Below are 22584 nucleotides of genomic sequence, written 5' to 3' on the forward strand. Positions count from 1 at the left end.
ATGGGTTCCTTCTGTGTCGGAGGGCTCAGCGGCCCAGGGTCTTGGGCGCGAACCGGCGCGCGATGACGCGGGCGAGCAGGTTCAGGCCCATCACCACGATGATCAGCACCAGCGCCGCACCCCACGCACGGGCCGTGGACGGGTCCGGGGCGGCCGGGGCGGTCGGGTTGACCAGCTGGCGGTAGATGTAGACCGGCAGGGTCATCATCCAGCCGTGGAACAGGTTCCAGTTGGTCCCGGTCGCGACACCGGCGGTGACCAGGATCGGGGCGGTCTCGCCGATCACCCGGGCGATCGCCAGCGTGACGCCTGAGGCGATGCCGGAGATCGCGGTCGGGATGACGACCTTGAAGATCGTTCGCCACTTGCGGATGCCCAGGGCGTACGAGGCCTCGCGCAGCTCGTTCGGCACCACGCGGAGCATCTCCTCGGTGGTCCGGACGACCACGGGGATCATCAGCACCGACAGGGCGATGGCCGCGGTGATGCCCATCGTCTGGCGGCCTCCGGAGATGCCGCCGCTCTGCCACTCGAAGAAGACCATCATGATGCCGGCGGCGAAGAGGCCGGCGACGATCGAGGGGATGCCGGTCATCACGTCGACCAGGAAGGTGATCGTCCGCGACAGCCAGCTGCCCCGGCTGTACTCCACCAGCCAGATCGAGGTGAGCAGGCCGATCGGGACCGAGATCACGGTGGCGGCCAGGGTGATCAGCAGGGAGCCGACCAGGGCGTGCTGGATACCGCCGGCGAGGTCGCCACCCCGCTGGGCGAGACGGTCCTGGACGCCGGTGACGCCGGCCATGTCGTGGGTGAGGAAGCCGGGCCGGACCAGCGTCGGGGCGCCGTTGGCGACCACTGTCCAGACGATCGACACCAGCGGGATCAGTGCCAGTAGGAAGGCCATCCAGACCACGGTGCCCCAGAAGGCGTCCTGGCCGTGGCGTCGGCCCTCGACCGCGAAGGTCCAGGCGCTGTGCGCGACCAGGAAGAGCAGGGCGGCGACCAGCAGGACGGGCACCCAGTTCCACCCGGCGACCAGGAAGATCACCGCCGAGACTGCGAGGGAGCCGGCCAGGGTGGCAGCCCGGGACCAGGACGGCAGCTGGCCGGCCTTGAGGGTGTTGCCGGAGGCGGCCGAGCGCTGGGGGCGCGGCGACTGCTGCGAGGTTTCAGTGGTGGTGGACATCAGTTGGCTCCCGAGAACTCGGAGTAACGGCTGACGATCCAGCGGGCCAGCATGTTCACCAGCAGGGTGATGACGAACAGGATCAGGCCTGCTGCGATCAGCTCGCTCTGGCGCATGCCGAAGGCCTCGGGGAAGTTCAGCGCGATCTCTGCCGGAATCGTGTTGTTGCCCACGCCGATCAGGTTCGGGGTGAGCGCGCCGGCCGACAGGACCAGGGTGACGGCCATGGTCTCGCCCAGGGCGCGGCCCAGGCCGAGCATGATGGCGGAGATGATGCCGTTGCGGGCGAAGGGGAAGACCGCTGCGCGGATCATGTCCCACTTCGTCGCGCCCAGGGCCAGGGCGGCTTCCTGGTGCAGGCTCGGGGTCTGGATGAAGATCTCCCGGCACTGCGCGGTGATGATCGGCAGGATCATCACGGAGAGGACCAGCGAGGCGGTCAGCAGCGTACGTCCGGTGGCGGAGGGCTGGCCGAAGACCGGGATGAAGCCGAGGTTCTCGTGCAACCACTTGTACCCGGGCACCAGGGCCGGTCCGAAGACCAGGTAACCCCACGCGCCGTAGACGACGGAAGGAATGGCGGCCAGCAGGTCGACCACGTACCCGACGGTCCGGGAGATGCGGGCGGGCGCGTAGTGGGAGATGAACAGCGCCACGCCGATGGCGATCGGGGTGGCCACCACCAGCGCGATCGCCGAGGCGATCAGCGTCCCGACGACCAGCGGCGCCACGTACGACCAGAAGCTCTGGTGGGACGTGATCTGGTCCGGTGCTGCGGTCATCGCGGGCAGTGCCTCGAGCACGAGGAACAGGCTGACGACGGCCAGCACCACGAAGATGAGGATGCCGGCAGCGAGGGTGAGACCCGAGAAGATCTTGTCGCCGGCCCGGCCGGCCGAGCCGCCGCCGGTGAGCTTGTTGCGCGTCTCCGGCGGGGTCACAGTGGTCTCGGACATGGTTTCCCTCCTTACAGGAGTGTGAGGGGACGGGAACGGAAAACGGACCTTCTGGCGACGTTGCCCCACCGATGAGGTGGCAGCGATCCGGAAGTTTGGCTAGGGCTGACTATACGGACAGCCGCCGGCACCCGAGTGGCGCGCCGGCGGCTGTCCGTGTGAGAAACGCAATCACCCAGAGGTGGGTGCGGTGCTTGTGGTTCAGGCGACCTTGATCGTGTCGATCGCGGCCAGGGCCTCCTTCTCGGTGTCACCCGAGATCGGAGCGGAACCGGCGGCGTCGGCAGCGGTCTTCTGGCCCTGGGCCGAGAGGACGTACTTGCCGAAGGCCTTGGCGTTGTCGGCGGTGGCCTGGTCCTTGTAGGTGGTGCAGTAGATGTGGTACGAGACCAGGACGATCGGGTAGGTGCCCGCCTCGGTGCTGGTGCGGTCGATCTTCACACCCATGTCCTGCGGGGCCATCCCACCGATCTTCTTGGCGGAGGCGACGGTCTTCGCAGCAGCCTCGGGGGTGTACTTCTCGTAGTTGTCGCCGACCTTGACGGCGACGGTGCCCAGGTCGCCCACGGCGGAGGCATCCGCGTAGACGATGGAGCCCTCGGTGGACTTGGCCAGGGAGACCACGCCGGTGGTCTGCTGGGCGGACTCGCCGGCGTAGCCGGACGGCCAGGCCTCGGCGGCCTTCTGCGGCCACGCGGTCTTGGCGGCGTTGCTCAGGTAGTCGGTGAAGTTCTTGGTGGTGCCCGACTCGTCCGCACGGTGCACGGGGGTGATGTTGGTGGCGGGCAGGGTCACGCCGGCGTTCTGGGAGGCGATGGCCGGGTCGTTCCACTTCTTGATGGAACCGTTGAACACCTTGGCGATGGTGTCGGCATCCATCTTGATGTTCTCCTTGACCGAGGGCAGGTTGTAGGCAACCGCGATCGGGGAGATGTAGGCCGGGACCTGGAAGGCGCCGTCGGGGCCACAGATGGACTTCGACTTGGTCCACTCGTCGGTCGACATCGCCGAGTCGGAGCCGGCGAACATGTACTGGCCCTCGAGGAAGCCCTTGCGACCGGCGCCGGAGCCGACCGGGTTGTACTGGACGGTCAGGCCGGGCTGGACAGCCTTGAAGCCGTCGATCCAGGAGGTCATGGCCGACTCCTGCGAGGACGCGCCACCGCCGGAGAGGGTGCCGGTCAGGTTGCCGGTGCTTGCCGAGGCGCTGCTGTTCGGCGTAGCGGCCTGGTTGTTGGAGCAGGCGGAGAGGCCCAGGACGAGAGCGGTGGCAGCGGCGACGGAAGCGCCAACACGCGAGATCTTCACAAAGATTCCCTTCGGGGATGATGATTGTCGAGCTCGGGGCCGCCGGAGGTGGCTCCGCGGGCGACGTTAAGCTCGGCGGATGACGCGGAGGCCCAACTTGGGTGAATTCTGGGTGAACTAAGGAACGGCTGTCGGTCACGATTCGGTCACACCCGCTACTGGGGTGTGGCGGCCCCTCGAGTTCTGTGGCAAGGGTTGTCCCTGCCAGCAGCGCATGGAACCGGGGCCAGGACGCCGGTCAGTCCTCCGGGAGGGGCGCCTCGACCACTTCGCTGCAGACCGCCTTCCCCTGTGTATCGAGGTAGGCCACCACACAGTCTCCTGTGCGCATCGGCACGCTCTCCAGTCCCACCGAGGCCAGCATCATCGGGATCACCGGTCGATGGCCGCAGATGGCGGTGGGGGTCCCCCCGGAGGCGGCGGTGCCGGCCAGCTCCCGGGTGTGGTCCTCGGCCTGCTGGGGGTTCTCCTCGGCGGCGTCCTCGGTCAGCTGTTCGTACCGGTGCACCTCGAGCCCGCGCGCGGTGGCGTACGGGACCAGTGTGTCGACGCAGCGCACCGCGTCGGAGCTGGCGACCTCCTCGATGCCGAACGCGGACAGCAGGGGGACCAGCGAGCGCGCCTGCAGCCGGCCGCGCTTGGTGAGTGGGCGGCGTCGATCGGCATGTTTCCACTTGGTCCGGGCCAGCGCCTTGCCGTGCCGCACCAGCAGGAACGGGACCACCGCGGCGAGTTCGACCGCGTGGGCGACCAGGTGCCGGTCGCTCTCGAAGGTCAGCAGGCGGGTGGCCTCCTCGACCCTCGCCCAGCGGACGACGTCGGCCTCCTCGTCAGGCGTGGTGGCCGGGGCGCCGGTCGGGATGCCCACCCACCAGTGCACCTCCTTGGGCCGGCCGTTGACCGGGTAGTGGGAGGTCTCCAGCCGGGCGCCCAGCCGGATCGCCACCCCGGTCTCCTCGGTGACCTCGCGGACCGCCGTCAGCGGCAGCGGCTCGCCGGGATCCTTGTGTCCCTTGGGCAGGGTCCAGTCGTCGTAGCCGGCCCGGTGGATGACGAGCACCTCGGTGCCGTCTGCGTCGGTGGCCGAGGGGCGGAGGACGACCGCGCCGGCCGCGAGGATGGGACTGGGCATGGGGGGTGACCTGTCTGGTGGAGCAGTGCCTGCGGTGCCGCGGATCCGGTCGACCATGGCCGGGGCGGCGGGATCATCCTAATCCGGGCGTCCGGTCAGGCAGGGACGTACATCACGTCAGTGTGGATCGTACGGAAGCCATGCGCCCGGTACAGGCCGACCGCCACCTCCTGGTCGCCCTCGACGTAGAGGATCACCCGGCGGGCGCCCTGCTCGGCCATGTGCTGCAGGCCGGCCCGGAGCAGGCCCTTGCCCAGGCCGCCACCGTGCGCCACCGGATCGACCCCGATCACGTAGACCTCCCACAGGTCGGCGTCGTGGCGCTTGGTCCAGTGGAAGCCGACCAGCCGCCCGTCCCGCTCGGCGACCAGCAGGTCCTCGGGGCGGTACCAGTCCTCCGAGGTCCGGGCCCGGAAGTCGGCCGCATCCATCGCGCCCTGCTCGGGGTGGTGGGCGAAGGCGCGGGCGTTCACGCCCAGCAGGGCCGCCTCGTCCTCGGGGCGGAACGCGCGAACCGTCACCTCCGCCGGCAGTCGGGGGGCCGGGATGCCGGTGAGTGGCGCTTCCATGATCAGCAGGTTGCGCCCGGGGCGCAGCCCGTTGGCGGCCGCGAAGCCGCGGGCGGCCGACAGGTCCCCGAAGGACCAGATCCCGGGGGCGGGGTCCGGCGGCAGGGCGGCCAGTGCCGCCTCGAGCATCGCGGTGCCGATGCCGGTGAGCCGGGCCTCGGGGGCGACCACCAGTTGGATCGCGGTCCCCTCGGCGGTGGCGGAGAGGTTGGCGTACGCCTCGATCCCGGCCGGGCCGGACAGCACCAGGTGCCGGGCGCCGGCGGCGCCGGGGCGCAGGCTCATCCGGGCCGCCTCGTTCAGCGGGTCGACGCCGTCGAAGGCCGCCGCCGCGCCGGCCATCGCGAGGATCTCCGTACGGTGGCTGTCGTCGGGGTCGTCGAGGAAGGTCGGCTCGTAGCGCATGGGACCACGCTAGCCGGTGGCACAGCCGGTCCGGTCAGCCGTTCGCCTCGGGGACCAGGCGGTAGCCCACGTTGCGGACCGTGCCGATGATCCCCTCGTGCTCGGGGCCGAGCTTGGCCCGCAGCCGGCGGACGTGGACGTCGACCGTACGGGAGCCGCCGAAGTAGTCGTAGCCCCACACGTCCGAGAGCAGTTGCTCGCGGCTGAAGACCCGCCCCGGGTGCTGGAGCAGGTACTTGAGCAGCTCGAACTCGGTGTAGGTCAGGTCCAGCGGCTGCCCGTTGACCGAGGCGGCGTAGCCGGCCTCGTCGATCGTCACGCTGCCGGTCGTGATCACCTCGTCACGGCCGACCGGGGAGGTGACCAGGCGCAGCCGAGCCTCCAGCTCGGCCGGACCGGCCTGGGCCAGCACGAAGTCCACGAACCCCCAGTCGGTGGACAGGGCCGGCAGGCCGCCCTCGCCGGTGACCAGCAGGATCGGGGCGTGCTTGCCGCTGGTGCCGATCACCCGGGTCAGTGCCCGTGCCTGGGACAACGCCGAGGTGGCATCGATCAGGATGACGTCGGGCAGCGTGACGTGCAGCAGGGCCGCGGCGTCGAGGGGGACCAGCGCCACCTGGTGGGAGAGCAGCCCGAGCGAGGGCATGACCGACTCCGCGTCATCCCTCGTGGTCATCAGCAATAGTTGCACCGCACCTCGCTTCCGAGGCCAAAAATATCCTGTTCGGGCGCCGGACGCGCCGGTGCCGTGGCAGGGACTGCAACCGGGCGGGACTGGTACCGCGCCGTTGCGTGGGTCCGTCATCGGCGCGCCACGACACCGGAACAGCCCTGTTACCCGTCCGGAACACGCCGGAGCGCCTCTGGGCGCGCCCCGGGCCCGCGGCCGGAGGGCTCGGGGTGGCGTGGCAGCATGGCTGCATGGCCACCATCACCATTCGCTACTGGGCCGGGGCGCGGGACGCCGCGGGCGTCGAGACCGACGTCGTGGAGGCCCCGACAGTGGCCGCCGCCCTCGATCGGGCCGCCGCCGCTCGCCCCGGAGACGCGGAGTACGCCCGGGTCATCGGGCTGTGCTCGTTCCTGGTCGACGGGCGTCGGCTCGGCGACGCGGATCGCACCCGTCCCCTCACCGGGCCGGTCGAGCTGGAGGCGTTGCCGCCCTTCGCCGGGGGCTGAGCCGCCGGCCAGCGTGGTCAGTCGTCGTCGATGGCCTCGCCGGCCAGGGCCTTGGCCGCGAGGTCCTCCTCCTCGGCGACCTCCCAGACCTCCTTGGCGGCGGTGAAGTTCAGCAGGACCAGGAACATGCCCAGGACGATGTCCGGCCAGCCGGAGGCCCAGAAGATGGTCACCACACCGAGCGCGATGATCGCGGCGTTGGCATAGACGTCGTTGCGCGCGGCCAGGAAGGCGGCCCGGGACATCGAGCCGACGTTGTGCCGGTGCCGGGCGAGCAGCCAGGCGCAGATCGAGTTCACCACGATCGCCCCGCCCGCGGTCACCACCAGGGAGAGCGGATCGGGGCGCTCGGGGTCGGCGAACTTCAGCACTGCCATCACCACCGCGGCCAGCGCGGGCAGCACGATGATCCCCGCCATCGCCTTGCCGGCCCGGGCTCTCGCGCGCAGGCTCCAGCCCAACGCGATGAAGATCAGCAGGTTGACGGCGGTGTCCTCCAGGAAGTCCACCGAGTCGGCGAACAGCGAGACCGACCGGATGGCCAGCGCCACCCCGACCTCGACGAAGAAGTACGCCAGGTTGAGCGCCACCACCACCAGCGCGGTGCGCCGCAGCGCCCGGACCGCTGCCGGGTCGGCGTCCTGCCGCACCGGTGCCTCCTGTCGCCCGGCGTTGTCGGCGCCCATCCCTTCCTCCATCACGGTATTCCCGGTCCGACCGGCGGCTGGTCCAGCACCAGGGTGACCGGCCCGTCGTTGACCAGCGCCACCTGCATGTCGGCGCCGAACACGCCGGTCTCCACCCGGGCGCCGAGCCCGCGCAGCGCGGCGACGAAGGCGTCGACCAGCGGCTCGCTGACCGGCCGTGGCGCCGCGGCGCTCCAGCCCGGACGGCGGCCCTTGCGGGTGTCGGCGTACAGGGTGAACTGCGAGACGACCAGCAGCGGGGCGCCCAGGTCGGCGCAGGACCGCTCGTCGGCCATGATCCGCTGGTTCCAGATCCTCTCGGCCAGCCGCTGCGCGTACGCCTCGGTGTCGTCGTGGGTGATGCCCAGCAGCACGAGCAGGCCGGGCCCGTCGATCGCCCCGACCGTACGGTCCCCGACGGTGACCGACGCCGAACTCACCCGTTGGACCACTGCACGCATGGCCCCGACCCTACTGCCGTCGTGCGAGGGGCCGGTCGTGGTGCCCACCTACACTGTGCGGGTGGCGACCTTCTACTCGGCCCTCCTGATCGGCATCTGCGTGCTGGTGGGGGTGCTGGCCCTGTACCTGGTCGTCCGCCTCATCATGGACCAACAAGGACGGAACTGAGATGTTCGAGATTCGCCCCGACCTCGACCCGCTGCTGATGCCGATCGCCTGGATGATCGGCCGATGGGAGGGCACCGGCAAGGGCCAGTGGCCCACCGAGGGCGAGTTCGAGTACGGGCAGGTGGTCGAGTTCACCGACAACGGTGGCGGCTACCTGCACTACCTCTCGCAGACCTTCATCGCCGACGAGGAGGGCCAGCCGGTCGCGCCGCGGTCGATGGAGACCGGCTTCTGGCGGCCCCAGGCCGACGGCTCCGTCGAGGTGGTGATGTGCCACCCCGAGGGCTACTCCGAGGTGTGGTTCGGCAAGGTCGAGGGCGCCCGCATCCAGCTGGCGACCGACGCCGTCGCGCGTACGGTCACCGCTCCGGGCTACACCGGCGGCCAGCGCCTGTACGGCCAGGTGGAGGGCGACCTGCTGTGGACCTTCGACCGGGCCACCACCGAGCACGAGTTGCAGCCGTACATGTGGGCCCGCCTCAAGCGGACCGCGCACTGAGATGGGACTCGTACGGGCCGAGGACGGCATCGACGCCGGTGCCGTGGTGCACTGCGGCAACCCGGCGCGCGAACAGCGCGAACTGGACCAGGGCCGCGGCTGGGTCGACCTGGGGCACCGGGGCGTCCTGACCGTCGCCGGCCCGGACCGGCTGACCTGGTTGCACGCCATGACCAGCCAGCACCTGCTGGCGCTGGCCCCGCACCAGGGCACCACGGCGCTGCTGCTGGACCCCAACGGGCACGTCGACCACGCACTGTTCCTCGTCGACGACGGCGAGGTGCTGTGGGTGCACACCGAGCCCGGGAGGGTCGGTGACCTGGTTGCCTTCCTGGACCGGATGCGCTTCATGAGCCGGGTCGAGGTGACCGACCGCTCGGCCGACGTCGCGGTGGTCTGGACCGTCGAGGACCCGGCCGGCTGGCCGGACGCGATCATCACCCGCCGCGCCGAGGACTCCCTGGGTGGCACCGACCTGTTCGTGCCCCGCGGGGCGCTGGCCGCGCTGGCCGAGCGTCCGCATCGGGCCGGCCTGTGGGCGTACGAGGCGCGGCGGATCGCCGCCGGCATCGCCCGGATCGGCGTGGACACCGACGAGCGTACGATCCCCAACGAGATCGGGGTGCTCGGCGGGGCCGTGCACATGGACAAGGGCTGCTACACCGGCCAGGAGACCGTCGCCCGGGTCTGGAACATGGGCCGGCCGCCGCGCCGCCTCGTCAGGCTCCAGCTCGACGGTTCGATGGACATGCTGCCCGGTCACGGCTCGCCGGTCGCGCTGCGCGACGACCCGGATCGTACGGTCGGCTTCGTCGGCTCCGCCGCCCGTCACTATGAGGAGGGCCCGATCGCCCTCGCCCTGGTGAAGCGTTCGGTGCCGGTCGACGCCCCGCTGGTCGTCGGCGAGGTCGCCGCCTCCCAGGAGGTCATCGTCGACCCGGAGGTCGGGCTGCACGTACGCCCCGGGAGGGGGTGACCGCAGGCCCGGTGTGATCCTCGGCACTTTGCCTTTCCTTGCTTGCGGAAGGGGTCGACAGCGTCGCACACTTCAAGTGTGCTTGAATCAATCCAGCTCGATGTGAAATGGGACCGCGTCTCGCCCGAGGATGCGGTGGCCCTCCTCGCGGTGGCAGCTGATCCGGTGCGCTGGAGCATCCTCCAACGCCTCGCCGCGCAGGGCACCAAGTGCGTCTGTGACCTGCAGCCGGCCGAGCAGATCCCGCAGAACAAGCTGAGCTACCACCTCAAGGTGCTCCGTGATGCCGGCCTGGTGACGAGCGCGAAGCGGGGCCGCTGGGTCGACTACACACTGGCGGAGGACGCCCTCGAGCGCCTGCACGCTGCGCTTCCGGGCGCCTCCGGCGGCTGCCAAGGAGGCACGCCATGTCGGTGATCCAGCAGCCCGGCGTCCGGCCGTTCGTCCGGCTGTGGGGCGTCCTCGCCCTGGCCGCCGCCGCATGGACCGGCCTCTACCTGGTGAACCAGCCGTTCTGGAACTGGCTGGTCGGGGACGTGGTCGGGCTCGACCTGACCTCGCGCCTGGGCTCGGGGGTGCACTTCTTCTTCTACGACACCATCAAGATCGTGCTGCTGCTCGCGGGCATCATCTTCCTGGTCACGGTGCTGCGCTCCTACATGAGCGTCGAGCGCACCCGGGCGCTGCTCGGCGGCCGGCGTGAGGGGGTCGGCAACGTGCTGGCCGCCGGCCTCGGGGTGGTGACGCCGTTCTGCTCCTGCAGCGCGGTTCCGGCGTTCATCGGGTTCGTCGCCTCCGGCGTACCCCTCGGGGTCACGATGAGCTTCCTGATCGCCAGCCCGCTGGTGAACGAGGTCGCCATCGCGCTGCTGCTCGGCCTGTTCGGACCCGGGCCCACGGCGCTGTACATCGGCTCGGGGCTGCTCATCGCGATCATCGCCGGGCTCGTGATCGGACGGCTCAAGCTGGAGCGCTGGGTCGAACCGTTCGTGTTCGAGACCCGGCTGCGCGGCCAGGTGATCAACTCCAGCGTCGGCCTGACCTTCTCCGACCGGGTCCGGATGGGTGTCGAGGAGGTCGGCTCGATCCTGAAGAAGATCTGGCCCTACCTCCTGGTCGGCATCGGCCTCGGGGCCGTGATCCACGGCTGGGCGCCGGAGAACTTCTTCGCCCGGTACGCCGGCAAGGACAACCCGTTCGCCGTGCTGATCGCCGTCGTGGTCGGGGTGCCGCTCTACTCGAACGCGGCGGGCATCCTCCCGCTGGTCGACGCCCTGCACTCCAAGGGACTGCCGATGGGAACCCTGCTCGCCTTCATGCAGGCCACGGTCGCCCTCTCGCTGCCGGAGATGATCCTGCTGCGCCGGGTCCTCAAGCCCAGGCTCATCGCCACTTTCGCCGCGATCACAGCGGTCGGGATCATCGCCGTCGGCTACCTGTTCAACGCCGTCCTGCCGACCTGACCCGCTCCGTCCCCACAGTCCCCAGAAGTGCCCCATCCGACAGGAGAAACACCATGCAGATCAAGATCCTCGGCTCCGGTTGCGCCAACTGCGTCAACCTGGAGAAGAACACCCGTACGGCCCTCGCCACGCTCGGCAAGGAGGCCGAGATCATCAAGGTGACCGACGTCGGCGAGATCGCCTCGTACGGCATAATGCGCACCCCCGGCCTCGTGGTCGACGAGGAGGTCGTGCTGTCCGGCCGGGTGGCCCGGCCCGCGGAGATCGCCGAGTTGTTGGCCGTGCGCTGATCGACCGACCTGCCGCCGGCACTGCCGGTACACTGCCCCAAGGGGCCATTGGAGGGTTGCCTAAGGTGGGACAAGTGAACTGGTCTGCTGTTGACGCCGCCCTGTTCGACCTCGACGGGGTGCTCACCCCGACCTCGGAGGTCCACATGAGGGCCTGGGCCGAGGTGTTCGACGCCTTCCTGGCCACCCGCGGGCTGGCCGAGCCCTTCACCGACGCCGATTACTTCGCGTACGTCGACGGCAAGCCCCGGTACGACGCGGTCCGCGCGTTCCTGGCCTCCCGTGGGATCGACCTGCCGGAGGGGAGCACGGACGATCCGCCGGGCGCCGGAACGGTCCGCGGCCTCGGCAACCTGAAGAACGACGCCTTCCTCGAGACGCTGCACCGCGACGGCATGGCCGCCTACCCCGGCTCGGTGCGCCTGCTCGACTGGCTCGGTGGCCACGGCGTCGCCGTCGCCGTCGTCTCCTCCTCCCGCAACGCCGCGGCGGTGCTCGAGGCTGCGGGGCTGGCCGACCGGTTCGACGTGGTGGTCGACGGGCAGGTGGCGGCGGCCGAGGACCTGCCCGGCAAGCCCGCCCCGGACACCTACCGCTACGCGGCGCGGCTGCTGCACGTGCCGTACGACCGGGCGGTCGTGCTGGAGGACGCCCTCTCCGGCGTTGCCGCGGGCCGGGCCGGTGGCTTCGCCGCGGTCGTCGGCGTGGACCGCGGCGTCGGTGCCGAGGCCCTGCGCGAGGCGGGCGCCGACAAGGTCGTCGCCGACCTCGCCGACCTGGTTCCGCCCGAATCCGCCGCCCCGCCCGCCGTACGCCACCCCTGAGGAACGTCATGCGATCGCCCCACCACGACGCCCACATCCCACCCCCTCCGGTGGACCCGCTCGACCGCTCCCGGTTCCCGGTCGACGAGTGGCGGCTGGTGGAGACGTTCCCGAGCCGGGACGACCTCGGGCAGATGGAGACCCTCTTCTCGGTCGCGAACGGCTACCTCGGCATGCGCGGCAACCCGGAGGAGGGCCGGGACAGCTTCGCGCACGGCACCTTCGTCAACGGCTTCCACGAGACCTGGCCGATCCGGCACGCGGAGGAGGCGTACGGCTTCGCCCGGGTGGGGCAGACGATCGTCAATGTGCCGGACACCAAGGTGATGAAGCTCTACGTCGACGACGAGCCGATCAACCTCTCCATGGCCGACCTGCAGGCGTACGAGCGCTCCCTCGACTTCCGCGACGGCGTCCTGCGTCGGCACCTCCTGTGGCGGACGCCCTCGGGCAAGACGGTCCGGATCGACACCACCCGGATGGTCTCGATGACCGACCGGCACCTCGCGGTGATGACCATGGACGTCACCATGGAGGACCAGGCGGCGCCGGTGGTGATCTCCTCCCAGATCCTCAACCGGCAGGACGGCGAGGACGAGTACCACGTACGCTCCGCCGCCCAGGGGCTCGACCCGCGCCGGGCCGAGGGCGTGGAACGCCGGGTCCTCGAGCCGCAGATGAACTGGACCAAGGGACTGCGGGCGATGCTCGGCTACCGCACCGTGGAGTCCGGGATGACCCTCACCGTCGGGATCGACCACGTGGTCGAGACCGAGAACGAGTGCGAGCCGCTGATCATGTCCGAGGAGGACGTGGCGAAGGTGATCTTCCGGGCCCAGGCCGAGCCGGGCAAGCCGATCCGGCTGGTCAAGTACGCCTCCTACCACAGCTCCAAGACCGTCCCCGTCCGCGAGTTGATCGACCGGGTGCGCCGGACCCTGGACCGCGCGATGGAGTCCACCCCGGCCCGGTTCATGGAGCAGCAGCGGGACTGGTACGACGAGTTCTGGGTGAACTCCGACGTCGTCGTCGGCGGTGACCCGGCCGTGCAGCAGGCCATCCGCTGGAACCTCTTCTCCCTGGCCCAGGCCTCGGCCCGCTCCCAGACGTACGGGATCCCGGCCAAGGGCGTCTCCGGGACCGGCTACTCGGGGCACTACTTCTGGGACACCGAGATCTACGTCCTGCCGTTCCTGACCTACACGTTCCCGGACGCGGCGCGCAATGCGCTGCGCTTCCGCTACCTGATGCTGGACGCGGCCCGCCGGCGCGCCGAGGTGATGTCCACCCGTGGGGCGCTGTTCCCGTGGCGCACCATCAACGGCGAGGAGGCCTCTGCCTTCTATGCCGCCGGCACCGCGCAGTACCACATCGACGCCGACATCGCGTACGCCCTGAACCGCTACGTCGGAGCCACGGGCGACATCGAGTTCCTGCTCAAGGAGGGCGTCGACGTCCTGGTCGAGACCGCCCGGATGTGGGCCGACCTGGGCTTCTGGACCGACAACGGGTCGGCGACCTTCCACATCCACGCGGTCACCGGTCCGGACGAGTACACCACCGTCGTCAACGACAACCTGTTCACCAACGTGATGGCCCGCTACAACCTGCGCCGCGCGGCGGAGACGGTCGCCACCCTGGCCAGCATCTGGCCGGACTCGTACGACCGGCTCACCCGGCGGCTCGACCTCACCGAGGACGAGGTGGAGGAGTGGCTGCGCTGCGCGGACGCGATGGTGATCCCGTACGACGACCACATCGGGGTGAACCCACAGGACGCGCACTTCCTGGACCGGGAGGTGTGGGACCTGGCCGCGACGCCGCCGGACAACTTCCCGCTGATGCTCTCCTACCACCCGCTGGTGATCTACCGGTTCCAGGTGCTCAAGCAGGCCGACGTGGTGCTGGCGATGTTCCTGCAGGGGGATTACTTCACCTCGGAGCAGAAGCTCGCCAACTTCGAGTACTACGACCCGATCACCACCGGTGACTCCACCCTCTCGTCGGTGGTCCAGTCCATCATCGCGGCCGAGGTCGGCTACCAGGAGCTGGCGCTGCGCTACTTCTACTCCAGCCTCTTCGTCGACCTGGCCGACCGGCACGGCAACACCTCCGACGGGGTGCACGTCGCCTCGGGCGGCGGCGTCTGGATGGCCCTGGTGTACGGCTTCGGGGGGATGCGGGACCACGGGTCCGACCTCACCTTCGACCCCCGGCTACCGGCCGACTGGGAGAGCCTGACGTTCCGCCTGCAGCGGCGCGGCTCGCGCACCCGGGTCCGGCTGACCGCCGACATGATGGAGTTCGCCCTGGAGGAGGGCACGTACGAGGAGTTCAGCGTCCGCGGCGAGGTGTTCGAGATCGACAACGAGCACCCGGTCGTCCGGGTGCCGCTGGCCGACCAGGGCCCGCTCACGCCCGGGCCGGTGCCGCCGCAGGCAGTGATCGGGGTCCGTCGCGACGGCAGCCACATCACCGCGAGCGTGCCCGGCGCCTGGCCCGGGGCGCTCGACTGAACGACGAGCGCTCAACGACGAGGGCGACCGGGACCAGTGGCCCCGATCGCCCTCGCACCCGGCTGGTGGTGGTCAGTAGTACACGACGACCTTGTCGCCGACCTGGACCTGGTTGTAGAGCCAGTTGATCCCGTCCCAGTCCCGGATGTTCACGCAGCCGTGGCTGCAGCCGGCGTAGCCGCGGGACGCGAAGTCGGGCGAGTAGTGCACGGCCTCGCCGCCGTTGTAGAACATCGCCCGGGGCATCCAGGTGTTGTACAGCGTGGAGGTGTGGTTGTAGCTCTTCCAGTAGACCTTGAAGGAACCGTTGTCGGTCGGGGTGGCCGAGCAGCCGAACCGCGCATCCATGGTCTGCACGATCTGGCCGTTGATCATCCAGCGCAGCTTGCGGTCGTTCTTGGAGGCGCACATCGTGCGGCCGGTTAGGCAGCGGGTGTCGACACCGGTGGTCAGGTACCCACCCTCGAACCGCTGGCTGGTCTTGCCGGAAACGCTGTAGGGATCGCCGGCCGGGTAGCCGTAGCTCCCGTTCTCGTAGCCGCGCTGTCTCCACATGGACTGGACCGTGCCGTTCGTCCAGTGTGCCCCCGTGGCGGCCGACCAGTGGATCGAGCCGCCCTGGAAGCTGGTGTAGCAGCCGCCGCGGGCCAGGCCGCAGGTCTCGTCGGTGGTGGGGTAGCCGAGGAAGCCGTTCTCCCAGCGGGTGGCGGCCCACTTGGCCCGTATGGCGTTGGTGGTGAAGTGGGCGCCGGTGGCTTGGGACCAGTGGACGGAGCCGTGCTGGAAGTGCTGGTAGCAGCCGCCGCGGGCCAGGCCGCAGGTCTCGTCGGTGGTGGGGTAGCCGAGGAAGCCGTTCTCCCAGCGGGTGGCGGCCCACTTGGCGCGGATCGCGCCGGTGGTGAAGTGGGCGCCGGTGGCCGGGGACCAGTAGATGGAGCCGCCCTGGAAGTGCTGGTAGCAGCCGCCGTCGACCAGGCCGCACGCGACGGCGGTGGTCGGTGCACCGAGCACACCCTGCGAGAGCGCGTACTTGTCCGCGATCGCCTGCTCACCTGCCGGGAGTGCGAGGGGGGCCGGGGCGGCAGCCGAGGTTGTGGACGCCGAGGTTGCGGACGCCGCGGCCGGAACGGGCGCCGCTGCAGGGGCCTGGGTGGCCGTCATGGTCGGAGTGGCCGTCATGGTCGGAGTGGCCGTGCTGGTCGGAGTGGCCGTGCTGGTCGGAGTGGCCGTGCTGGTCGGAGTGGGCGTCGGGCTAGCGGTCTCGGCCCTCGCGGGACCGGCGCCGAACGGTGCGGTCAACAGCGCTGCCGCGGACAGGGCCGCCAGCCGCAGGGCCCAAGCCCGGCGCCGGGGACGGGTGGTGCGTGACATGTGGATATTTCCCCCTGTTCGCCGTGGATCGGTCCACGGCCCAGAACCTTCGGCTGCAGCCCCCGGTGGTCGTCCGGGACTCAGCTGCGGCACAGCCAACGCTACTCTGTGCCGGGGGCGTGTGAAGGGGTGAAAGGTAACAGTTCGGCCCCCGTCGAGAGCGGCCGCAACCGCCCTTGACAGGGGCCGTACAAGTGGGGCCGGGCTCCGTGGGCGAGCAGGCCCGGAAGGTCAGGCCTTGGCCCGACGAGTGGCCCTGGCCCGCTCGCTGCGGTCCAGTACCGTCTTGCGGATCCGGACGGCGGCCGGCGTCACCTCGAGGCACTCGTCCCCGCGGCAGAACTCCAGGGCCTGCTCCAGGCTCAGCAGGCGCGGCGGGACCAGGCGCTCGAGCTCGTCACCGGTCGCGGAGCGAACGTTGGTGACGTGCTTCTCCTTGGTCGGGTTGACGTCCATGTCGTCGGGGCGGGAGTTCTCGCCGACGACCATGCCCTCGTACACCTCGTCGCCGGGCTTGATGAAGAGGGTGCCCCGCTCCTGCAGGTTGAACAGGGCGTACGAGGAGGTCGTGCCGCTACGGTCGGCGACCATGGACCCGCTGGGCCGCGTACGCAGCTCGCCGACCCACGGCTCGTAGCCCTCGAAGACGTGGTTCATCAGGCCGGTGCCGCGGGTCTCGGTGAGGAACTCGGTCCGGAAGCCGATCAGGCCACGGGAGGGGACGATGTACTCCACCCGCACCCAGCCGGAACCGTGGTTGGTCATGGTGCGCAGCTGGCCCTTGCGGACACCGAGCATCTGGGTGACCGCGCCGACGTAGTCCTCGGGGACGTCGATGGTCAGGAACTCGGTCGGCTCCTGCAGCTTGCCGTTGACCTCGCGGGTGACCACCTCGGGCTTGCCGACGGTCAGTTCGAAGGACTCGCGGCGCATCTGCTCGACCAGGACGGCGAGCTGCAGCTCGCCACGGCCCTGCACCTCCCAGGTGTCGGGACGGTCGGTCGGGTTCACCCGGATCGACACGTTGCCGATCAGCTCGCGGTCCAGCCGGGCCTTCAGTAGGCGGGCGGTGACGTTCTTGCCGGACTTGCCCGACAGCGGCGCGGTGTTGATGCCGATCGTCATCGAGATCGACGGCTCGTCGACGGTGATCAGCGGCAGCGGCTTGGGGTTCTCCGGATCCGACAGGGTCTCACCGATGGTGATGTCCGGGATCCCGGCGATCGCCACGATGTCGCCCGGACCGGCGGAGTCGGCGGGGACGCGGTCCAGGGCCTCGGTCATCAGCAGCTCGGAGAGCTTGACGTTCTCGATCGTCCCGTCATGCTTGCACCAGGCCACGGTCTGGCCCTTGTGCAGCTCGCCGGCCTTGATCCGGCACAGCGCCAGCCGGCCCAGGTAGGGGGACGCGTCCAGGTTGGTCACGTGGGCCTGCAGGGTGGCGCCCTCCTCGTACTGCGGGGCCGGGATGGTCGACATGATCGTCTCGAACAGCGGTTCGAGGTCCTCGTGGTCGGGCATGCCGGCGTCCTCGGGACGGGTCAGCGAGGCGCGGCCGGCCTTCGCCGACGCGTACACCACGGGGAAGTCCAGGACGGCGCCGTCGGAGTCCTCCGGCAGCAGGTCCATGAACAGGTCGTACGTCTCCTCGACGACCTCGGCGATCCGGGCATCGGGGCGGTCGACCTTGTTGACCACGACGATCAGCGGCAGCTTCTTGATCAGCGCCTTGCGCAGCACGAAGCGGGTCTGGGGCAGCGGGCCCTCGGAGGCGTCCACCAGCAGCACGACGCCGTCGACCATCTCCAGCCCGCGCTCGACCTCGCCACCGAAGTCGGCGTGGCCGGGGGTGTCGATGATGTTGATCGTCACGTCCTCGCCGTTGATCACGTGCTTCACGGCCGTGTTCTTCGCGAGGATGGTGATGCCCTTCTCGCGCTCGAGGTCCATGGAGTCCATGACGCGGTTGTTCACGTCCTGACCTTCGCGGAAGGCGCCCGACTGCCACAGCATGGCATCGACGAGGGTGGTCTTGCCGTGGTCGACGTGGGCGACGATGGCGATGTTGCGCAGGTCAGAGCGCTGGGGCATAAGGGGGACTTCCGGTTGTGAGGGGTACGACGGGGCAATCTTAGTTGCCGGGGGCGTGCGCGCGTGAATCCGAACGGCACCCGCCTATCCTCGGGGCATGCCCGATTGGTTCACCGATTCCTTCCGAGCGGAGTACGACCGGCAGCTGGACAGCCTGGGCCGCTTCAACCTGGCCCTCTTCGGCAAGACCGGCGTCGGCAAGTCCACCCTCGTCAACGCGGTCTTCGGCGAGCCCGTGGCGGACACCGGGATCGGCGAGCCGGTCACCAGGGACTCCCACCTCTACCTCGACGACCGCGGCCGGCTGGGGCTGCTCGACACCCGGGGGCTGGAGGTCGGCCGGGACGACAAGCAGTTGTTCAAGGAGCTCGACGCCTACGTCCGGGAGATGCGCAAGGGCCCGCTGGAGGAGCAGGTCCACGTCGTCTGGTACTGCATCCGGGGGATGGACCGACGGTTCGAGCCGTTCGAGGCCGACTTCGTCCGGCACCTCGACTCCCTCGGCCTGCCCGTGGTCGTGGTGCTGACGCAGGTACCCCGCACCCCGGACGGGGTGCTGCACCCCGATGCGGTCACCCTCGCCGAGTACGTCACCGACCTCGGCCTGCCGATCGTCGACGGCCGCCCCTACCCCACCTACGCCCTGGAGGACCCGTTCAGCGGGCAGTCGTCGTACGGCTTGATGGACCTGCTCGGGGCGACCTTTCGCAGCGCACCGGCGGCGGTCCACGCGGCCCTCACTGCGGCGCAGCAGATCGACCATCGGCGCAAGGCTTCGCAGGCGCGGCGCTTCATAGCGGGCACGGCCGCCGGCGCGGCGGGTGTCGCGGCGACGCCCATCCCGTTCTCCGACGCCACCGTCCTGGTTCCGCTCCAGCTCGGCATGATGGCGCGGATCGCGCAGCTCTACCAGGTGCCGGTCGACCGGGCGGCCCTGCTCGCGGTCGCCTCGACCACCCTGGCCACCCAGGCCGGCCGTGCCTCGGTGACCGGGCTGCTCAAGCTGATCCCCGGTGCGGGCACCATCGCCGGCGGGGCGATCGGGGCCGGCATCGCCTCGTCCTTCACGTACGCGATGGGGGAGGCCTGGCTCACCGTGGTGCAGCGGGCCGCCGAGGGCAGGCTGGCCGGGATCGACGGCCTGCTGGACAACGAGAAGGTGCGCGCGGCCTTCCTCGACGAGTTCCTCCGACGGGCCCCCAAACCGTCCCGGGACTGAGCCCACCGGCCAACTGGTCATGACCAGTTGACGGTTCCAGTACCGACTTCGTGTGACATTTCTTACGTGCTGTAGTAGTTCCCCCGAGGGGGCTGTCCGCCCCGTTCTGCGGCGCCCGTTGTGACCTTGGTCCCGAGGTTGCGGATCCCCTTGCCAACCGGGGCCGGGGGCCTCCCTGGGACGATCGTCCGGGTGGCAGGATTGTGCACATGAAGCCGCGAGAGATTGGTATCACCGAACTCGTCCTTCGCGACGCGCACCAGAGCCTGATGGCGACGCGCATGGCCATGGAAGACATGGTCGATGCCTGCGCCGACATCGATGCAGCGGGCTACTGGAGCGTCGAGTGCTGGGGCGGTGCCACGTATGACGCGTGCATCCGCTTCCTCAACGAGGACCCATGGGAGCGTCTGAGGACCTTCCGAGAACTCATGCCGAACAGCCGTCTGCAGATGTTGCTCCGCGGACAGAACCTGCTCGGCTACCGCCACTACGAGGACGGAGTGGTCGAGAAGTTCGTGGAGAAGTCCGCCGAGAACGGGATGGATGTCTTCCGGGTCTTCGACGCACTGAACGACCCCCGCAACCTCGCCCACGCCATGCAGTCGGTCAAGAAGGTCGGCAAGCACGCCCAGGGCACGATCTGCTACACGGTCAGCCCGGTGCACGGCACCGAGGACTACGTCGCGCTGGCCGGACGCCTGCTCGACATGGGTGCCGACTCGATCGCGCTCAAGGACATGGCCGCCCTGCTCAAGCCGCAGCCGGCGTACGACATCGTCCGTGCCATCAAGGAGACGTACGGCGAGGACGTGCAGATCAACGTGCACTGCCACGCCACCACCGGCGTCACCCAGGTCTCGCTGATGAAGGCGATCGAGGCCGGCGCCGACGTCGTCGACACCGCGATCAGTTCGATGTCGCTCGGCCCGGGCCACAACCCGACCGAGTCGGTGATCGAGATGCTCGACGGCACCCCGTACACGACCACCGTCGACCGTACGAAGCTGAAGCCGATCCGCGACCACTTCGCGGCCGTGGCCCCCAAGTACAAGAAGTTCATGTCGGCGGTCACCGGCGTCAAGACCGACATCTTCCAGTCGCAGATCCCCGGCGGGATGCTCTCCAACATGGAGTCCCAGCTGAAGGCCCAGGGTGCCGGCGACCGGATGGACGAGGTGCTGCTGGAGGTGCCCAACGTCCGTCGCGATGCCGGCTACCCGCCGCTGGTCACCCCCTCCTCCCAGATCGTGGGCACGCAGGCCGTGTTCAACGTGCTGATGGGCAAGTACAAGGTGATGACCGGCGAGTTCGCCGACCTGATGCTCGGCTACTACGGCGAGTGCCCCGGCGACCGCGACCCCGAGGTCGTGGAGATGGCCAAGGCGCAGACCAAGAAGGAGCCGATCACCGAGCGGCCGGCCGACCTGCTGGCCCCCGAGTGGGACGGGCTGGTCGAGCAGACCAGCGCCCTGGAGGGTGCCGACACCAGCGAGGAGGACGTCCTTACGATGGCGATGTTCCCCCAGGTCGCGCCGAAGTTCTTCAAGGAGCGCCACGAGGGCCCGCGCAACGTCGGGATGACCGAGGAGCAGGTCGAGGAGGAGCGGCGCAAGGCCGCCGGCCTCGACAAGGCCCTGCACGAACCCATCAAGTACACGGTCACCATCAACGGGCAGTCCCGTTCGGTGTCCGTCGAGCCGGCGTGAGGTGACGACCATGGCAAAGCAGACCCACAGCATGGCTGAACGGCTGGAGAAGCTCGAGGCCCGCCGGGAGGAGGTCTCCCTCGGTGGCGGGAAGGCCCGCCTGGAGAAGCAGCATGAGAAGGGCAAGCTGACCGCGCGCGAGCGCGTCGACGCGCTGCTCGACCCAGGCACCTTCCAGGAGACCGGGATGTTCCGCACCCACCGCACCACCACGTTCGGGATGGACACCGCCAAGGCGCCCGCCGACGGCGTGGTCACCGGTTCGGGTGCCGTCCTCGGCCGGGCCGTCCACGTGGCCAGCCAGGACTTCTCGGTGATGGGCGGCTCGGCCGGCGAGACCCAGTCGCAGAAGGTCGTCGAGATGATGGAGGCCTCGCTCTCCACCGGGACCCCCTTCGTCTTCATCAACGACTCGGGCGGCGCCCGGGTCCAGGAGGGCATCGACTCGCTCTCCGGGTACGGCCGGGTGTTCTACTCCAACGTCAAGCTCTCGGGCGCCGTCCCGCAGATCTCGATCATCGCCGGCCCCTGCGCCGGTGGCGCGGCCTACTCCCCGGCGCTGACCGACTTCATCATCCAGACCCGCAAGGCCCACATGTTCATCACCGGGCCGGGCGTCATCTCGGAGGTCACCGGCGAGAAGGTGACGCAGGACGACCTGGGTGGCGCCGATGCGCACATGACCCGCTCGGGCGTCAACCACTTCGTGGCCAATGACGACCAGGAGGCCATCCTGATCGCCAAGAAGCTGCTCAGCTTCCTGCCGCAGAACAACCTGTCCGACCCGGTGCAGGTGAACCCGGACGACATCGTCGAGCCGAACCCGGTGCTGCGCGACGTGGTGCCGGTCGAGGGCAAGAAGGGCTACGACGTCCGCGAGGTCATCCTGGGCATCGTCGACCACCGCGACTTCCTCGAGGTCCAGGCCGGCTACGCGCAGAACATCGTCGTCGGCTTCGCCCGGATCAACGGCTACTCGATCGGGGTGGTGGCCAACCAGCCCGGCGTGATGTCGGGCGTGCTGGACATCAACTCCTCGGACAAGGCCTCGCAGTTCATCCGCTTCTGCAACGCCTTCAACATCCCGCTGGTCACCCTCGTCGACGTCCCGGGCTTCCTGCCGGGCGTCGCCCAGGAGCACAACGGCATCATCCGCCACGGCGCGAAGATGCTGTATGCCTACTCGGCCGCCACCGTCCCCAAGGTGACGGTGGTGCTGCGCAAGGCGTACGGCGGCGCGTACCTGGCGATGTGCTCCAAGGACCTGGGCGCCGACCGCGTATTCGCGTGGCCGACCGCCGAGATCGCGGTGATGGGTGCCGAGGGTGCGGCCAACATCGTGTTCAAGAAGGAGATCGCCGAGGCCGACGACCCGGTGACCCGCAAGGCCGAACTGGTCGAGGAGTACCGCGAGACCTTCGCCACGCCGTTCATGGCGGCCTCGCGCGGCCTGGTCGACGACATCATCGACCCGGCCGACACCCGACGCGAGGTGGCGATGGCGCTGGAGATCCTCCGCACCAAGCGCCAGCTGCGGCCGGACAAGAAGCACGGCCTCGGGCCGGTCTGATC

At 69.7% G+C, this 22584-nt stretch carries 21 protein-coding genes; 11 read left to right on the forward strand and 10 right to left on the reverse strand.

The window, feature by feature from the left end; genetic code table 11:
• Positions 1-25: 25 nt before the first annotated feature.
• The 6 genes from pstA to GA0111570_RS02690 form a co-directional block, all read right to left on the reverse strand.
• The gene (gene pstA / locus GA0111570_RS02665; protein ID WP_092606115.1) at positions 26-1189 is read right to left on the reverse strand and encodes a phosphate ABC transporter permease PstA; all 1164 of its coding nucleotides are present in this window, start codon (positions 1187-1189) and stop codon (positions 26-28) included.
• Entirely contained in the window at positions 1189-2145 is a 957-nt protein-coding gene (gene pstC, locus GA0111570_RS02670; protein ID WP_092606117.1) for a phosphate ABC transporter permease subunit PstC, read from the reverse strand. The genes pstA and pstC overlap by 1 nt, the downstream gene beginning before the upstream one ends.
• A gap of 201 nt (positions 2146-2346) precedes the next feature.
• Positions 2347-3453: a phosphate ABC transporter substrate-binding protein PstS gene (gene pstS, locus GA0111570_RS02675; RefSeq protein WP_092606119.1), complete on the reverse strand. Its 1107-nt coding sequence runs from the start codon at positions 3451-3453 to the stop codon at positions 2347-2349.
• Positions 3454-3691: 238 nt separating this feature from the next.
• Complete coding sequence (locus GA0111570_RS02680) at positions 3692-4585, reverse strand: NUDIX hydrolase (protein ID WP_175557296.1); 894 nt, start codon at positions 4583-4585, stop codon at positions 3692-3694.
• Between the two features lie 95 nt (positions 4586-4680).
• Positions 4681-5559 carry a mycothiol synthase gene (mshD, locus tag GA0111570_RS02685; protein WP_092606123.1) on the reverse strand — a complete coding sequence of 293 codons (879 nt, stop codon included), beginning with the start codon at positions 5557-5559 and terminating at the stop codon, positions 4681-4683.
• A 34-nt stretch (positions 5560-5593) separates the two neighbouring features.
• Positions 5594-6235, reverse strand: a complete 642-nt coding sequence (locus GA0111570_RS02690) for a winged helix-turn-helix domain-containing protein (RefSeq protein ID WP_092606125.1) — start codon at positions 6233-6235, stop codon at positions 5594-5596.
• A 245-nt stretch (positions 6236-6480) separates the two neighbouring features.
• On the opposite strand from GA0111570_RS02690, the gene GA0111570_RS02695 reads away from it, so the two are divergent.
• Positions 6481-6738 carry a MoaD/ThiS family protein gene (locus GA0111570_RS02695; RefSeq protein WP_092606127.1) on the forward strand — a complete coding sequence of 86 codons (258 nt, stop codon included), beginning with the start codon at positions 6481-6483 and terminating at the stop codon, positions 6736-6738.
• Between the two features lie 17 nt (positions 6739-6755).
• On the opposite strand, the gene GA0111570_RS02700 is transcribed toward GA0111570_RS02695, so the two are convergent.
• Positions 6756-7436 carry a cation efflux transmembrane domain-containing protein gene (locus tag GA0111570_RS02700; protein WP_245702998.1) on the reverse strand — a complete coding sequence of 227 codons (681 nt, stop codon included), beginning with the start codon at positions 7434-7436 and terminating at the stop codon, positions 6756-6758.
• Positions 7436-7885, reverse strand: coding sequence for a D-aminoacyl-tRNA deacylase (gene dtd / locus GA0111570_RS02705; protein WP_092606131.1), 450 nt, complete (start codon positions 7883-7885; stop codon positions 7436-7438). Before dtd ends, GA0111570_RS02700 begins: the two co-directional genes overlap by 1 nt.
• 170 nt (positions 7886-8055) lie before the next feature.
• On the opposite strand from dtd, the gene GA0111570_RS02710 reads away from it, so the two are divergent.
• The 7 genes from GA0111570_RS02710 (at position 8056) to GA0111570_RS02740 (ending at position 14622) form a co-directional block, all read left to right on the forward strand.
• Positions 8056-8553: a heme-binding beta-barrel domain-containing protein gene (locus tag GA0111570_RS02710; protein ID WP_092606133.1), complete on the forward strand. Its 498-nt coding sequence runs from the start codon at positions 8056-8058 to the stop codon at positions 8551-8553.
• Between the two features lies 1 nt (position 8554).
• Positions 8555-9529: a CAF17-like 4Fe-4S cluster assembly/insertion protein YgfZ gene (gene ygfZ / locus GA0111570_RS02715; protein ID WP_092606135.1), complete on the forward strand. Its 975-nt coding sequence runs from the start codon at positions 8555-8557 to the stop codon at positions 9527-9529.
• Between the two features lie 78 nt (positions 9530-9607).
• Positions 9608-9946: an ArsR/SmtB family transcription factor gene (locus GA0111570_RS02720; RefSeq protein WP_217633992.1), complete on the forward strand. Its 339-nt coding sequence runs from the start codon at positions 9608-9610 to the stop codon at positions 9944-9946.
• On the forward strand, positions 9937-10992 hold the full coding sequence (locus GA0111570_RS02725; RefSeq protein ID WP_092606139.1) for a permease: 1056 nt from the start codon (positions 9937-9939) through the stop codon (positions 10990-10992). Before GA0111570_RS02720 ends, GA0111570_RS02725 begins: the two co-directional genes overlap by 10 nt.
• Before the next feature lie 53 nt (positions 10993-11045).
• The gene (locus GA0111570_RS02730) at positions 11046-11282 is read left to right on the forward strand and encodes a thioredoxin family protein (protein ID WP_092606141.1); all 237 of its coding nucleotides are present in this window, start codon (positions 11046-11048) and stop codon (positions 11280-11282) included.
• A gap of 74 nt (positions 11283-11356) precedes the next feature.
• On the forward strand, positions 11357-12106 hold the full coding sequence (locus tag GA0111570_RS02735; RefSeq protein WP_092606143.1) for an HAD family hydrolase: 750 nt from the start codon (positions 11357-11359) through the stop codon (positions 12104-12106).
• Positions 12107-12114: 8 nt separating this feature from the next.
• Positions 12115-14622, forward strand: a complete 2508-nt coding sequence (locus GA0111570_RS02740; RefSeq protein ID WP_092606144.1) for a glycoside hydrolase family 65 protein — start codon at positions 12115-12117, stop codon at positions 14620-14622.
• Positions 14623-14694: 72 nt separating this feature from the next.
• Here the strand turns inward: GA0111570_RS02740 and GA0111570_RS02745 are convergent, their stop codons facing one another.
• Both GA0111570_RS02745 and typA read right to left on the reverse strand, forming a co-directional pair.
• Positions 14695-15801, reverse strand: a complete 1107-nt coding sequence (locus GA0111570_RS02745) for a L,D-transpeptidase family protein (RefSeq protein WP_139283122.1) — start codon at positions 15799-15801, stop codon at positions 14695-14697.
• A gap of 423 nt (positions 15802-16224) precedes the next feature.
• Positions 16225-18084, reverse strand: a complete 1860-nt coding sequence (gene typA, locus GA0111570_RS02750) for a translational GTPase TypA (protein ID WP_092606148.1) — start codon at positions 18082-18084, stop codon at positions 16225-16227.
• Between the two features lie 97 nt (positions 18085-18181).
• Here typA and GA0111570_RS02755 point away from each other — a divergent pair, with 97 nt between their 5' ends.
• From GA0111570_RS02755 to GA0111570_RS02765, 3 genes are all read left to right on the forward strand, one after another.
• Complete coding sequence (locus GA0111570_RS02755; protein ID WP_092606150.1) at positions 18182-19303, forward strand: GTPase family protein; 1122 nt, start codon at positions 18182-18184, stop codon at positions 19301-19303.
• A gap of 209 nt (positions 19304-19512) precedes the next feature.
• Positions 19513-21012: a methylmalonyl-CoA carboxytransferase subunit 5S gene (locus GA0111570_RS02760; protein WP_092606152.1), complete on the forward strand. Its 1500-nt coding sequence runs from the start codon at positions 19513-19515 to the stop codon at positions 21010-21012.
• 10 nt (positions 21013-21022) lie between these two features.
• Complete coding sequence (locus GA0111570_RS02765; protein ID WP_092607094.1) at positions 21023-22582, forward strand: acyl-CoA carboxylase subunit beta; 1560 nt, start codon at positions 21023-21025, stop codon at positions 22580-22582.
• The last annotated feature ends 2 nt before the right edge of the window (positions 22583-22584 follow it).

Source organism: Raineyella antarctica, assembly GCF_900092135.1.
Classification (GTDB): domain Bacteria; phylum Actinomycetota; class Actinomycetes; order Propionibacteriales; family Propionibacteriaceae; genus Raineyella; species Raineyella antarctica.